The sequence below is a fragment of the Castellaniella sp. genome, from assembly GCF_049673105.1.
In the GTDB taxonomy this organism is placed as follows: Bacteria; Pseudomonadota; Gammaproteobacteria; order Burkholderiales; family Burkholderiaceae_B; genus Castellaniella.
The window spans coordinates 1-13,698 of the sequence record NZ_JBATXG010000003.1 but is presented as its reverse complement, the minus strand read 5'-3'; the positions used below and the strand labels follow the sequence as shown (position 1 = coordinate 13,698).

Sequence of the window (13,698 nt, the reverse complement as noted above, 5' to 3'; positions counted from 1 at the left end):
CCAGGGCGGGCGGAATCGATGCGACTAAGGCATCAGAACAGGGCGACGGGTTCCATCAGGCACTGCAGCGGATGCTGATCGGCATGCGCCATGCGCAACACCGTCTCGACGCGTGTGGCGGCGACATCCCGGGTGTAGACGCCACAGACCCCGCGCCCCTCGTGATGCACCTGCAGCATGACACGCTCGGCTTCCGCATCGGTCTTGTGAAAGACCAGCTGCAGCACATGGACGACGAAATCCATTGGGGTGTAATCATCATTGAGCAGCACGACCTGATACATGGGCGGTGGCGCCAGCCGCACCGGCTGGGCCTCGCGCACCAGTTCGCGCTGATTTTGAATGACAGTGGGCATGCGCGTTAAAACCTAGTGGTTTCCATAGTTGACTGAAGGCAGTGGAATTCAGCATGATCGACGTGTCCCGCAGGTCGCCTGCTATTGTGTTGGCTGGCCGGGGCCGCTTAACCCCACACATTAGAGGCAGTTTGCATGTCGGAATCCATCGAGAATACCGGAGAATCACAAAAACTAACTGGCACGGTCAAATGGTTCAATGACGCCAAAGGCTTTGGCTTCATTACCCCGGACAACGGGGGGGAAGACCTTTTCGCTCATTTTTCATCCATCCAGATGAACGGCTTCAAAACCCTAAAAGAGGGCCAGAAGGTCGCTTTCGATATCGCGCAGGGTCCGAAAGGCAAACAAGCCCTGAATATCACTGCCGCCTGACATTCGCAGGATATCCCTTGGCATTTTACCGCGATGCAGGACCCTTCATGGGTCCTGCTTTTTACGTGCTCGCGCGCTGCGCATGGCCCGGCGCCCGACGCCTGCTTGGCCTGCTCAGCCTGACCGCCCTGCTGGCCAACAACCCGGCCCAGGCCCAGCCCCCCCTGCCTGCCATCACCTTGCAGTTGGGCGAACACGCGATACAGGCCGAGCTGGCCGACACGCCGGCCACCCTCCAAGCCGGCCTGATGGACCGCCCCAGCATGCCGGCCAACGCCGGCATGCTGTTCATGCTGGGGCCGCCGGGCGTGCAATGCTTCTGGATGAAAAACACCCTGATCCCGCTGTCGATCGCCTTCATAGACGAGCAACACCGCATCGTGTCTATCCAGGACATGCAGCCGCATGACCTGACGCCGCACTGCTCCCCGTCTCCCGTCGCCATCGCGCTCGAAATGAATCAGGGGTGGTTCGAACGCACCGGTATCCAGACCGGCGATCCGGTGCGCGGCATCCCGGCCCCACGCTAAACGCGCAGCCGCCCCGCGCACCCAAAGAAAAAAAGGCAGCCGAAGCCGCCTTTTTCCGGTGCGCCGGGGAACGGCGGTCAAACCGCCAGCCCCTGCGGGCGCATAATCACGCCAGGTTGCTGGCGGCAAAATCCCAGTTCACCAGATCCCAGAAATGTTCCAGGTACGTGGGGCGGGCATTGCGATAATCGATGTAATAGGCGTGCTCCCAGACATCACAGGTCAGCAGTGCCTTGTCATCGGTGGTGACGGTGGTGCCGGCATTGCCGGTGTTGACGATGTCCAGAGTGCCATCGGGTTTCTTCACCAGCCAAGTCCAGCCAGAGCCGAAATTGCCGGCAGCCGACTTGGAGAACGCATCCTTGAACGCAGCCACGCTGCCCCATTTGGCCTCGATGGCCTGGCGCAGAGCACCGCTGGGTTCGCCACCGCCCTTGGGGGACAGACTGTTCCAGTAAAAGGTGTGGTTCCAGACCTGAGCAGCGTTGTTGAACACCCCACCCGTGGACTTGCGGATGACGTCTTCCAGACTGAGGCCGGCGAGTTCGGTGCCTTCCACCGCCTTGTTCAGGTTGGTGACATAGGCCTGATGGTGCTTGCCGTAATGGAATTCCAGGGTTTCCTTGGAAATATGGGGCGCGAGCGCATCCATCGCATAGGGTAGCGGCGGCAGAGTAAAAGCCATGACATTTCCTTCAAAAAACATGAGACGAACCCGAAAGGGGGTCGCAAGCCTAGAGCAGCGTATCGGCGCGCACGACCTTGGCCTGAGCCCGGCCCTGTGCGAATTCAATATCGAGACGCGCATCAACGTTTAAGTCTAACGCATTTTTGATGATTCTCCCGTCGGGGCCGCGCACGATGGCATAGCCGCGCGTCAGCACGGCACGGGGATCCAGCGCCCCCAAAGTCCCTTCGGCCACGGCCAGCCGACGCCCACGCTGCTGCAGCAGACGGTCCATTCCGGCCCGCAGACGCTCTCCTGCCCGGCCCAGGGCCTGCTCTCGTTGAAGGACCCGCCCGGACACGGGCGCTGCCAGATGCCGGATAGCGGCGTCCAGACGCTGGCGATGCATGCGCAGGCGCTGTACAGGGGACACCAATTGAGCGGCGGCCCGGTCCAGGCGCATGGCGGCATATTCCAGCCGCCGCCGCTGCATCCGCGCCAGATCCTCTGCGGTCGTCAGCACCCGCCCCAGCAGCTGGTCCCGGCTCACGCAGCAGAGTTCCGCCGCTGCCGTCGGGGTCGGCGCCCGCAGATCCGCCACGAAGTCCGCAATCGTGAAATCCGTTTCATGCCCCACGCCGCTGATGACAGGCACCGGACTGGCCGCGATCCGCCGCGCCAAGGCCTCGTCATTGAAGCTCCACAAGTCTTCCAGGCTACCCCCGCCGCGCACCAGCAGCAGCACGTCGATCTCAGCCCTGCTCGCCGCCTGATCCAGCGCCTGACATAGCTGAGCCGCCGCCTCGCGGCCCTGCACCGGCGCCGGGTACAGAATCACCCGCACGTGCGGGGCGCGGCGCGCCATGACCGACAACACGTCGCGCAAGGCCGCCGCCGCCAGGGACGTCACCACCCCGATCGTCTGCGGCATGGCGGGCACAGGGCGGCGGCGCCCGGCATCGATCAGTCCTTCGCTGCTGAGCTTGTCCTTCAGACGCAGGAAAGCCTCGTGCAGATCGCCACGACCTGCCCTCCGCATCGCCTCGACCTGCACTTGGTAATCCCCGCGCGGTTCGTATAGCGAAACCTGCACCCGGAACTCATAGCGCCCGCCCGCCTCGGGCACGAAACCGACGGCCTGGGTCCGCCCGCGGAACATGACGGCGCGCACAGCGGCGGACTCATCCTTGATCGAAAAATACCAGTGACCAGACGCGGCCCGGGTGAAATTGGAGATTTCACCCGCAACCCACAGACGTGGCACACCGGCTTCCAGCAGCCGGGCCACCTGACGATTGAGCTGGGCCACGCTCAGCACTACGTCTTCGGCTGGAAAACACCTGTCAGCGGGGGTCTGATCCGAAAAACTCATGAAAACCTATCCACAGAAAACCTTTTTTTGTCAAACACGCCTATTTCCGGGCTTGCACAGGACGATCATCACAGAAAGCCTGAATATAATTACGTAAGCTATTGATTAATAACAAAAATAAAAATACAAGCCAGGTGTGCAAAAAATAGCCAATCGACTGCGAGAGGGCTTGAATCATGCGCTTGAGCACCTTTATGCACAGAATTATCCACAGAATCTGTGGATACTTGCCGGAAAGCCTTACGGTGCGGGACTTTAGCTGAATAAAACCTGATTTCACACCCTGAGGATAGAATAAGGAATTGTCGCTCCGCCCACCGATCACAAAGGAAACGATCTTGCTGGACATCATCCACGCGGCCGGCTGGCCCATCTGGCTGCTAGTGGCCACTTCGGTCATCACGCTGGCGATCATCATAGAACGTTTCCTGGCCTTGAGACCCAGCCAGGTCATGCCGCGCGGCCTGCCCGAACAGGTGCTGGAACTCATGCGTCGCCAGCAGGATGAACCCGACGCCGTGCTGCGCCTGGCGCGCAGCAGCGCCATCGGTCGCATCCTGGCCGAAGTCGTCGCCCAGCGCTGGCAAGACGACGCCGAACGTCAGGCGGCCATCGAAGCCGTCGGGCGTGACGTCTCCTGGCGCCTGAACCGCTATCTGGCCGGCTTGGCGACGATCTCGGTGGTCGCGCCGCTGCTGGGACTGTTTGGCACCGTGGTCGGCATGATCGAGATTTTCGGCGCCTACGACCCCAGCGGCACCGGCAACCCGGCGCAGATGGCCCACGGCATCGCCATCGCACTGTACAACACGGGCTTCGGCATCCTGATCGCCATTCCCGCCCTGATCTTCCACCGCTACTTCCGGTCCCGTGTGGAATACTTTCTGCACACCATGGAACGCGAAGCCGGCGCCCTGGACCGCCTGATCAACCGCCGCGCTAGCTCATGAACTTCCACCACCGTCAAGCGCACGACGAACCCGAGGTCAATCTGATCCCGCTGATCGACGTGCTGCTGGTGATCCTGATCTTCCTGGCGGCCTCCACGTCCTTCACGCAGACGCGCCAGTTGCCCATCGCCCTGCCCCAGGCCCAGGCCCAGACGCTCGAGACCGGCCCTGCCCTGGAACTGGCCATCAGCCGCGACGGGCAATACGCCCTGAACGGCCATTACATCGACGATGTCACGCCAGACGCCCTGACCGCCGCGCTACGCCAGGCGGCGGTCGAGCTGCCGGATGCGGCCCTGCGCATCGACGCCGACGGCCAGGCATCCCACGCCGCCGTGGTCCTGGCTCTGGAAGCCGCCCGCCAGGCCGATATCCGGCGGGTGTCCTTTCTGACCCAGGGCCGCCCATGACGTCCGCCTGGCGCAGGCAGGCCGAAGACCGCCTGCAGGCCATCTGGCGCACGCCTGGCCCCGTCAGCACCTTGCTCGCGCCCCTGGCCTGGCTCTACGGCAGCCTATCCGCCCGCCGCATGGCGCGGCAGGCCGCTCAAGCCTGGCAAGCGCCGGTGCCGGTCATCGTCATCGGCAATATTCTGGTCGGCGGCACGGGAAAAACTCCGGTCACCGCCGCCGTGTGCCGCTTTTTGCAGTCCAGGGGCTGGCGCCCCGGCATCCTCAGCCGGGGTTACGGCACCCGCCCCGGCGTCACGCCGCGGCTAAGCGACCAATCCGCGGACAGCGCCCACCTGGGGGACGAACCCGCCTTGCTGCATGCCATGACGGGCGCGCCGGTCGCCGTTCACCCCAAACGCCCTCTGGCCGCCGCAGCACTGTTACAGGCGCACCCGGACATCGACGTGCTGCTGGCCGACGACGGCCTGCAACATACCGCCCTGGCCCGCGACGTGGAAATCATCGTGCAGGATGCCCGCGGCGTCGGCAACGGCAGGCTGTTGCCGGCGGGCCCGCTGCGGGAACCCCCCGACCGGCGCCGAAGCGCCGATTGGCTCATCACCCAACTGGGGCCTGCCGACACACCCCCGCCCGACCTGCCGATCGACTCCGCCGGCAAACCCCGCCAGATCGTTTTGCGCCTGCAGCCGGACCATCTGGTCCACCTGGCGAGCGGCACGCAGCTGGACTGGCCCGCCTGGCGCCTGGCGCACGGGCGCTCCCCCTGCAGCGCCGCCGCCGGCATCGGCCAGCCTCAGCGCTTCTTTGACATGCTGCGCCAGGCCGGGCTCGCCCTGGAACGCACGCTCAGCAGCCCAGATCACCAGGCGCCATCCCCGGATGCTTTGCTCACCCTGCCTGCCCGCCCCATCCTGATCACCGCCAAGGACGCCGTCAAATACACGCCGCCCCACGACTCCCGGCTCTGGGTCGTCCACGCCGCCCCGGAATTCTCCGATCCAGGCTGGCTGGACGCACTGGAAGCCGGGCTGCGTGAACGTTCTGCGACTTTGCCGCACAATCGCAGCAGCAGGCATTAAACTGTGCTCTTTGTCTCCACACTTGATAGTTGCCCGCCATGGAAACCCGTTTGTTGCAGATCCTCGTGTGCCCCGTCTGCAAAGGCACGCTGCGCCATGACCGCGAACACCAAGAGCTGATCTGCCCGACCGACCGCCTCGCCTTTCCGATTCGCGATGGGGTACCCGTCATGCTGCCGGGCGAAGCCCGCGCGCTGGATCAGGCGCCAGAGCAATGAGCTTCACGGTCGTCGTTCCGGCACGCGCCGCCTCCACCCGACTGCCGGGCAAGCCGCTGCTGGATATCGGCGGCCTGCCGATGGTGGTGCGCACGGCCCGCCAGGCAGCCCAGTCAAGCGCCGATCGGGTCATCATCGCCACCGATCACCCGGACATCCTGCAGGCCGCCGCCGCGCATGGCATCGAAGCCCTGGCGACTCGCCCGGATCACCCCACCGGCACCGACCGCCTCTCCGAGGTCGTCCAGCAACTGGGCCTGGATGACGCCGCCGTCATCGTCAACGTCCAAGGCGACGAGCCGCTGATCGAACCTGCCCTGATCGATGCCGTCGCCGCCTTGCTGCTGCAACACCCGGAAGCCGCCATCACCACCTGCGCCGCCCCGATCCGCGACGCCGACATACTGTTCGACCCCAATGCAGTCAAGGTCGTCTGCGACAGTCGCCAGCGGGCCATGTACTTTTCCCGCGCCCCCATCCCTTGGGCCCGCGACGCGTTGAAAGACGGCCAGCAACGCCTGGCGCCCGGCCTGCCCGCTTTGCACCACATCGGCCTGTACGCCTACCGCGCCGGCTTTCTCAGGACCTTTCCAGAACTGCCCCCAGGACAGCTGGAACACATCGAATCCCTGGAACAACTGCGCGCCCTGGAACAAGGTTTCCCGATTTTCGTACACCAGACCCAGGAACTGCCGGCCAGAGGGATCGACACCCCAGAAGACTTGGCTCGGGTTCGCGCTTTGTTTTCAAACACGTAAGCCCATACGCCAGGAATCCCTGCAGTTTTTGCTGCGTTGCGGCATAATCGGAAAAATTTGAAAAATACTTTCGGAGGAAATCATGCGCTTGATTTTGCTAGGCCCCCCGGGGGCGGGCAAGGGTACCCAGGCCGCGTTCATCACTGAAGCGTTCGGCATTCCGCAGATCTCGACCGGCGACATGCTGCGTGCCGCAGTCAAGGCGCAGACCCCGCTAGGGCTGGCCGCCAAAAAAATCATGGATCAGGGTGGCCTGGTGTCTGACGACATCATCATCGGCCTGGTGCGCGATCGCCTGAAGCAGGCCGACTGCCAAAGCGGCTATCTGTTCGATGGTTTTCCCCGCACCATTCCGCAGGCCGACGCGCTGAAGGACGCTCACGTCGCGCTGGACTACGTGATCGAGATCAGCGTCCCCGAAGAAAACATCATCGAACGCATGAGCGGACGGCGTGTGCACGTAGCCAGCGGTCGCACCTATCACATCAAGTTCAACCCGCCGCAACGCGAAGGCCTGGACGACGACACCGGCGAAGCGCTGATCCAGCGCGACGACGACCGCGAAGAAACCGTGCGTCATCGCCTGTCGGTCTACCGCGACCAGACCCGCCCGCTGGTCGACTACTATTCCCAGTGGGCCACGACGGGCGATGCCGCAGCGCCGCACTACGCCAAAATTTCCGGCGTGGGCTCGGTCGACGAGATCCGTGAACGGATCCTGGGCATCCTGCGCACCCACTCGGCTGCCTGATCGCCGCCAGGACGCCATCATGGATATCCGCAATCAAGTCATCCTCATCTCCGGCGGCGCATCCGGCCTGGGCGCAGGCACCGCCCGCGCCCTCAGCGCCCAGGGCGCCCGCGTTGTTCTGGCCGACGTTCAGGAAGCCGCCGGGCAGGCCCTGGCAGCGGAACTCGGCCAGACCTATGTCCATTGCGATGTCACGTCCGAATCCGACGCGCAGGCTGCGGTCGACGCCGCCACGGCGCAGGGCACGCTGCGCGGGCTGATCAACTGCGCCGGCATCGCCCCGGCGGCGCGCATCGTCGGCAAGACCGGCCCTCACGACCTGGCGCTGTTTCGCCGTGTCATCGACATCAATCTGGTCGGCTCCTTCAACATGGCCCGCCTGGCCGCCCAGGCGATGACCGCCAATGATCCCCAGGCCACTGGCGAACGCGGCGTCATCATCAATACCGCGTCCGTGGCGGCCTACGATGGCCAGATCGGCCAATCCGCGTATGCCGCCTCCAAGGCCGGCATCGTCGGCATGACCTTGGCGATCGCCCGCGATCTGTCCCGCTTGGGCGTGCGCTGCATGACCATCGCGCCGGGCATCTTCGGCACCCCGATGCTGTTCGGCATGCCCCAGGAAGTCCAGGACTCCCTGGCTGCCAGCGTGCCTTTCCCGTCCCGCCTGGGTCGCCCGGAAGACTACGCCAAGCTGGTTCTCAGCATTCTGGACAACGATATGCTCAACGGCGAGACCATCCGTCTGGACGGCGCCATCCGGATGAATCCAAAATGACTGCCCCCACGCTGCGCAGCCTGAAGGCCGCTTGCTGCCCCCCAAGGGGGCGCTTTTGCCTTGGGGCGGCCCGGCGGCAAAAGGCCTGCCTGCCACCCACTGTTTCATGAGCCTGCTGCGCTCGGCGGCTACGATCAGTGGCCTGACGCTGTTTTCCCGGGTGACCGGCATGCTGCGCGATGTGCTTATCGCCAGCGTGTACGGAGCCGGACCGCTGACCGATGCGTTCTGGGTGGCCTTCCGCATCCCGAATCTGCTGCGCCGCCTGTTCGCCGAAGGCGCTTTTTCCCAAGCCTTCGTCCCCATTCTGGGCGAAATCCGCCAGCGCGGCGACCATGACACGCTGCGCCGCCTGCTGGACCGTGTCGCACTGTTGCTGTTCGTCGCGCTGTGCGGCGTAACGCTCGTGGGGATCGCGGGGGCCGCCTGGGTGGTCACCGCCATGGCCAGCGGCATGCGCACGACGGCCCGCGCCGCTGAATTCCAGGAAGCCATCTGGATGACACGGCTGATGTTTCCCTACATCATCTGCATGTCGCTGGTAGCCTTCGCCTCGGGCGTGCTGAATACCTTCAGCCGATTCGCGGTCCCGGCCTTTACGCCGGTCCTGCTGAATCTGGCGATGATCGCCGCCAGTCTGCTGCTGACCCCTTATCTGGATCAGCCTATCCACGCGCTGGCCATCGGGGTGATGATCGGCGGCCTTCTGCAACTGGTCGTCCAATGGGTGGCGTTGGGCCGCCTGGGCCTGCTGCCGCGCTACGGCAACGGGCTGCGCGCCGCCTGGCAGGACCCCACCGTGCGCCGCATCCTGCGGCAGATGCTGCCGGCGACACTGGGAGTGTCCGTCGCCCAGCTGTCCTTGCTGATCAATACCAATATCGCCACCTGGCTGACGCCGGGCAGCGTCACCTGGCTGTCCTTCGCCGACCGCCTGATGGAATTCCCCACGGCCTTGCTGGGCGTGGCCCTGGGGACGGTGCTGTTGCCGAGCTTGTCGGCAGCGCACGCCAAAGACGACCACCGCGCCTACAACGCCCTGCTGGACTGGGGACTGCGTCTGGTGCTGCTGCTGGGCCTGCCTGCGGCCCTGGGCATGGCGCTGCTATCCGACGGTCTGGTCGCTACCTTGTTCAATTACGGCGCCTTTTCCGCCACCGACGTGGCCCAGACACGGCTGGCGGTCACCGCCTACGCCGCCGGTCTGCTGGGCCTGCTGGCCATCAAGATACTGGCGCCGGGCTTCTATGCCAAACAGGACATCCGGACGCCGGTTCGCATCGCCATCGCCGTGCTGGTCTTTACCCAATTGCTGAATCTGATCCTGGTGCCTTGGCTGGCCCACGCAGGGCTGGCGCTGTCCATCGGGCTGGGCGCCAGCGCCAACGCGCTGTGCCTGGTCGTGCTGCTGCGCCGGCGCAAGCTGTACACCCCCCTGTCGGGCTGGCCGGTTTTCACCCTGAAACTGCTGCCGGCCCTGGGCGCTCTGGCGTTGGTCCTGGGCTGGGCTGACCGGCATCTGGATTGGGTAGCCCTGGGCGCCCAGCCGCTAACACGAGTCGCGTGGCTGCTGGGCGTTCTGGCGCTGGCTGTACTGGCGTACTTCAGCACCTTGTTTTTATTCGGTTTTCGGCCAAGAGACTTTACACGCCGACAGTCGTAGGATACACTTATCCGTCTTTGCTTTTGCAGTCTAAGCAACCGTTTCTATTTACGCGAACCAGATAACACTTTATGGCCAATTCCGCACAAGCCCGCAAACGCGCCCGCCAGGCCGTTGCCCAGAACAAACACAACGCCAGCATTCGTTCGATGCTGCGCACCGCCATCAAACGCGTGCGCCAGGCCATCGAAGCGGGTGACAAGGCTGCTGCCAACGAAGTCTTCCGCAAGGCCAGCAGCGTGATCGATCGCGTTGCCGACAAACAGATCATCCACAAAAACAAGGCTGCCCGCCATAAAAGCCGCTTGTCGGCCGCCATCAAGGCGCTTGCCTGATCGAAGAAACGCGCAGCTTGGACTGTAGAAAAAGGACGCTCCGGCGTCCTTTTTTATTGCCCTGCCAGCGGCCTGCGTCGCGACCCGCATGCCGCCCTGATCCCAGGCACAGGACAGTTCTAGTGAACTGCCCTGTAGCCGGATTCAGTCCTGGCGGCCCAGCAGCAAGAATTCCATCAAGGCCTTTTGCACATGCAGGCGGTTTTCAGCCTCGTCCCAGACCACGCTTTGCGGCCCATCGATGACCTCGCCAGCGACTTCTTCCCCACGATGGGCGGGCAGGCAGTGCATGAACAAGGCATCCGGCTGGGCGGCGCTCATCATCTGCTCATCGACGCACCAGTCGGCAAAGGCCAGGCGGCGTGCCTCGTTTTCGGCCTCGTAGCCCATGCTGGTCCAGACGTCGGTGGTGACCAGATCAGCGCCCCGGCAGGCTTCCAGAGGATCGTCGAATTCCTTCAGCACGGATGCGGGCTGCTGCCCCACGCGCACGGGGTCCAGACGATACCCTGCGGGCGCCGACACATGCAGCGTGAAGCCCAGCAATTCGGCTGCCTGCAGCCAGGTATAGGCCATGTTGTTAGCATCCCCGATCCAGGCGACAGTCTTGCCACGAATCGGCCCGCGATGCTCCACAAAGGTCAGGATATCGGCCAGAATCTGACAGGGGTGGAATTCATTGGTCAGGCCATTGATGACCGGCACCCGCGAATGCGCGGCGAACCGTTCGATCCGGGTCTGCTCAAAGGTGCGGATCATCACCAGGTCGACCATGCGCGAGATGACGCGTGCGGTATCCTCGATGGGTTCGGAGCGCCCCAGCTGCGAGCCTTCGGTCGTCAGATAGATGACTGCTCCGCCCAGCTGGTACATGCCGGCTTCGAACGACACCCGCGTGCGGGTGCTGGCCTTTTCGAACACCATCGCCAGATTGCGGTCATGCAGCGTGTGATGCGGCAGGTAGCGTTTGAACTTGTCCTTGATCAGCCGCGCGCGGTCGATCACATAATGGATTTCGTCCTCCGAAAAGTCGCGAAACTGCAAGAAATGCCGCAAAGGCCCGGTGGAATTGGCTGCAGACATGGGAAACCCTACGCAAAGGGATCATCTTACCGTGCGCCCGCAGGACGCGCAAAACGCCGATCGGATACAATGCGCGGCGTAGGGGATGTTGCGCACCTGGCCGCCAGGCGTGTCCCGTCTTTGGAACCCACATGAATCTCCCAGTTCAACATTTGATCATCCATGGAAAAACCTTGGATGGCCAGCGATTTCGTCCCAGCGACTGGGCCGAACGATTGGCAGGCGTCCTGTCTCAGTTCCGGCCTGCCGGGTCCGTCCATAACCCCCTGTCCTATTCCCCCTATGCCACGCCGCGCACCCTGAATGGCACCCCCTGCGTGCTTATCGACCACCGCCTGCGCGACCTGGAACCCCTGGCCTGGAAATTCGCCTGTGATTTTGCGGAAAGCAACCACCTGCAGACCACCGACACCGCTGACCCCATCGACGACCTGAGCGCGTCTGCCTAGGCTGCACAACGGTCATCGCCACAACAGAGCCCCATCCGTTTCGCCAGAAAAAAACACCGGCTGCAGCGCCGGTGTTTTATCGTGCACGATCATTGCTGCGACCGCAGCGGCGGGACATGCCTGCCTCGCCGCTGCCCGCCTTGATCATTTTTCAGCCGTATCCTGCCGGATCTGCGGAATGTCCGACTGAGCGGTTTTGGTCAGCAGACCGACCTGGGTATAGGTAAACAGCTTTTCACGCGTATCGACAATATCCAGATTGCGCATCGTCAGCTGGCCGATACGATCCAGCGGCGAGAACATCGACTCGCCCTTTTCCATCGTCAGACGCTCGGGGTGATAGGTCAGGTTCGGCGAACGGGTATCCAGGATCGAATAATCATTGCCCCGGCGCAGTTCCAGCGCGACTTCGCCCGTGATGGCGCGCGCCACCCAGCGCTGGGCGGTTTCACGCAGCATGATAGCCTGCGGGTCGAACCACCGCCCCTGATACAGCAGACGGCCCAGGCGCAGGCCATTGATGCGGTACTGCTCGATGGTGTCCTCGTTGTGGATGCCCGTCACCAGGCGCTCGTAGGCGATGTGCAGCAGCGCCATGCCGGGGGCTTCGTAGATGCCGCGGCTCTTGGCCTCGATGATGCGGTTTTCGATCTGGTCGCTCATGCCCAGGCCATGACGCCCGCCGATGCGGTTGGCCTCCAGCATCAGTTCCACCGGATCGGCGTATTCCACGCCGTTCAGGGCCACAGGACGGCCTTCGTCGAAGCGCACGGTGACTTCCTCGGCCTTGACGTCGGTGTCCGGTTTCCAGAACGCCACCCCCATGATGGGATCGACGATGCGGATGCCGGCATTCAGATATTCCAGGTCCTTGGCCTCGTGCGTGGCGCCCAGCATGTTGGAATCCGTGGAATAGGCCTTCTCGGCCGACATCTTGTAGTCGAAGCCGTTTTCCTGCAGATACTGGGACATTTCCGCACGGCCGCCCAGTTCGTCGATGAACAGCTGGTCCAGCCAGGGCTTGTAGATCTTCAGATCCGGATTGGTCAGCAGGCCGTAACGATAAAAACGCTCGATATCATTGCCCTTGAAGGTACTACCATCGCCCCAGATGTGCACATCGTCTTCGCGCATCGCCGACACCAGCATGGTGCCCGTCACGGCGCGGCCCAGCGGCGTGGTGTTGAAATATGTCACGCCACCTGTGGAAATATGGAAGGCGCTGCACTGCAGCGCGGCGATGCCTTCGGCCACCAGCTGCGCGCGGCAATCCACCAGGCGCGCGCCCTTGGCGCCATAACGCAGGGCTTTGCGGGGGATCTCGTCGTAATCGGGCTCGTCCGGCTGCCCCAGGTTGGCCGTGTAGGAAAACGGGATCGCGCCTTTGTTCTTCATCCACAGCAGCGCAGCGCTGGTATCCAGGCCGCCTGAAAAGGCGATGCCGACCTTCTGCCCGACCGGCAGGTTTTCTAGAATGGTTGTGCTCATGGGAATCCGAAGTAGCCAGAGTGAAAGACAAACTTCCATTATATCGCCGTGGATCCCGTGTCCTGCGCCCCCTGGAAACCAAGGAATGGCCACCATGCACAGCGCCTTTTCTATGCTAGAATTTCGGTCTTTCGGGGACGTAGCTCAGCTGGGAGAGCGTCGCGTTCGCAATGCGAAGGTCGGGAGTTCGATCCTCCTCGTCTCCACCAGAACAACCGCCTGACAGGTCTCTGTCGGGCGTTTTGTTTTGGCGGGCCAAGCCCAAAACCATGACAGAACTGGCCGTACTGTCGGGACATCAGGTGCCGGCTCTACCCCATTAACGGGGGATGGGCATCCATCAGACACGGTTGATGACACCGTTCCAGCCGCATTGAGCCAAGACCCTCATGCGGTAATTCTCAAAGTTTCTGAAGCCGTAGGCCCTACGCGA

Annotated in this window: 17 protein-coding genes and 1 tRNA gene; 13 read left to right on the top strand and 5 right to left on the bottom strand. The window is 63.4% G+C overall.

Annotated features, from left to right (window positions below):
* Nucleotides 1-32 precede the first annotated feature (32 nt).
* Nucleotides 33-356: an ATP-dependent Clp protease adapter ClpS gene (gene clpS / locus WBF69_RS00610; RefSeq protein WP_424260167.1), complete on the bottom strand. Its 324-nt coding sequence runs from the start codon at nt 354-356 to the stop codon at nt 33-35.
* Between the two features lie 135 nt (nt 357-491).
* Between clpS and WBF69_RS00605 the strand changes: the two genes are divergently transcribed.
* Nucleotides 492-731 carry a cold-shock protein gene (locus WBF69_RS00605; RefSeq protein ID WP_066454117.1) on the top strand — a complete coding sequence of 80 codons (240 nt, stop codon included), beginning with the start codon at nt 492-494 and terminating at the stop codon, nt 729-731.
* A 47-nt stretch (nt 732-778) separates the two neighbouring features.
* On the top strand, nt 779-1,261 hold the full coding sequence (locus WBF69_RS00600; protein ID WP_424260165.1) for a DUF192 domain-containing protein: 483 nt from the start codon (nt 779-781) through the stop codon (nt 1,259-1,261).
* 106 nt (nt 1,262-1,367) lie between these two features.
* Here WBF69_RS00600 and sodB read toward each other — a convergent pair whose 3' ends face one another.
* Nucleotides 1,368-1,946 carry a superoxide dismutase [Fe] gene (gene sodB / locus WBF69_RS00595; protein ID WP_424260163.1) on the bottom strand — a complete coding sequence of 193 codons (579 nt, stop codon included), beginning with the start codon at nt 1,944-1,946 and terminating at the stop codon, nt 1,368-1,370.
* Between the two features lie 49 nt (nt 1,947-1,995).
* Nucleotides 1,996-3,300, bottom strand: coding sequence for an exodeoxyribonuclease VII large subunit (gene xseA / locus WBF69_RS00590; RefSeq protein ID WP_424260161.1), 1,305 nt, complete (start codon nt 3,298-3,300; stop codon nt 1,996-1,998).
* A gap of 338 nt (nt 3,301-3,638) precedes the next feature.
* Here xseA and WBF69_RS00585 point away from each other — a divergent pair, with 338 nt between their 5' ends.
* The 9 genes from WBF69_RS00585 (at nt 3,639) to rpsT (ending at nt 10,245) form a co-directional block, all read left to right on the top strand.
* Complete coding sequence (locus WBF69_RS00585) at nt 3,639-4,250, top strand: MotA/TolQ/ExbB proton channel family protein (protein ID WP_424260159.1); 612 nt, start codon at nt 3,639-3,641, stop codon at nt 4,248-4,250.
* Nucleotides 4,247-4,660, top strand: coding sequence for an ExbD/TolR family protein (locus WBF69_RS00580; protein ID WP_424260157.1), 414 nt, complete (start codon nt 4,247-4,249; stop codon nt 4,658-4,660). The genes WBF69_RS00585 and WBF69_RS00580 overlap by 4 nt, the downstream gene beginning before the upstream one ends.
* Nucleotides 4,657-5,742 (top strand): tetraacyldisaccharide 4'-kinase, encoded by a 1,086-nt coding sequence (gene lpxK / locus WBF69_RS00575; RefSeq protein ID WP_424260155.1) that lies wholly within the window; start codon nt 4,657-4,659, stop codon nt 5,740-5,742. The genes WBF69_RS00580 and lpxK overlap by 4 nt, the downstream gene beginning before the upstream one ends.
* A gap of 38 nt (nt 5,743-5,780) precedes the next feature.
* Nucleotides 5,781-5,960: a Trm112 family protein gene (locus WBF69_RS00570; protein ID WP_424260153.1), complete on the top strand. Its 180-nt coding sequence runs from the start codon at nt 5,781-5,783 to the stop codon at nt 5,958-5,960.
* On the top strand, nt 5,957-6,718 hold the full coding sequence (kdsB, locus tag WBF69_RS00565; RefSeq protein WP_424260151.1) for a 3-deoxy-manno-octulosonate cytidylyltransferase: 762 nt from the start codon (nt 5,957-5,959) through the stop codon (nt 6,716-6,718). The genes WBF69_RS00570 and kdsB overlap by 4 nt, the downstream gene beginning before the upstream one ends.
* Before the next feature lie 82 nt (nt 6,719-6,800).
* Complete coding sequence (gene adk, locus WBF69_RS00560; RefSeq protein WP_424260149.1) at nt 6,801-7,469, top strand: adenylate kinase; 669 nt, start codon at nt 6,801-6,803, stop codon at nt 7,467-7,469.
* Nucleotides 7,470-7,488: 19 nt separating this feature from the next.
* Nucleotides 7,489-8,247, top strand: coding sequence for an SDR family oxidoreductase (locus WBF69_RS00555; RefSeq protein ID WP_424260147.1), 759 nt, complete (start codon nt 7,489-7,491; stop codon nt 8,245-8,247).
* A 106-nt stretch (nt 8,248-8,353) separates the two neighbouring features.
* On the top strand, nt 8,354-9,910 hold the full coding sequence (gene murJ, locus WBF69_RS00550) for a murein biosynthesis integral membrane protein MurJ (RefSeq protein WP_424260145.1): 1,557 nt from the start codon (nt 8,354-8,356) through the stop codon (nt 9,908-9,910).
* Nucleotides 9,911-9,981: 71 nt separating this feature from the next.
* Entirely contained in the window at nt 9,982-10,245 is a 264-nt protein-coding gene (gene rpsT, locus WBF69_RS00545) for a 30S ribosomal protein S20 (RefSeq protein ID WP_424260143.1), read from the top strand.
* Between the two features lie 144 nt (nt 10,246-10,389).
* Here rpsT and argF read toward each other — a convergent pair whose 3' ends face one another.
* Entirely contained in the window at nt 10,390-11,328 is a 939-nt protein-coding gene (argF, locus tag WBF69_RS00540) for an ornithine carbamoyltransferase (protein WP_424260141.1), read from the bottom strand.
* Nucleotides 11,329-11,459: 131 nt separating this feature from the next.
* On the opposite strand from argF, the gene WBF69_RS00535 reads away from it, so the two are divergent.
* Entirely contained in the window at nt 11,460-11,777 is a 318-nt protein-coding gene (locus WBF69_RS00535) for a DUF3579 domain-containing protein (protein ID WP_424260139.1), read from the top strand.
* Between the two features lie 144 nt (nt 11,778-11,921).
* Here the strand turns inward: WBF69_RS00535 and argG are convergent, their stop codons facing one another.
* Nucleotides 11,922-13,265: an argininosuccinate synthase gene (gene argG / locus WBF69_RS00530; RefSeq protein WP_424260137.1), complete on the bottom strand. Its 1,344-nt coding sequence runs from the start codon at nt 13,263-13,265 to the stop codon at nt 11,922-11,924.
* 133 nt (nt 13,266-13,398) lie between these two features.
* Between argG and WBF69_RS00525 the strand changes: the two genes are divergently transcribed.
* Nucleotides 13,399-13,474 (top strand) — tRNA-Ala (locus WBF69_RS00525).
* Nucleotides 13,475-13,698 lie beyond the last annotated feature (224 nt).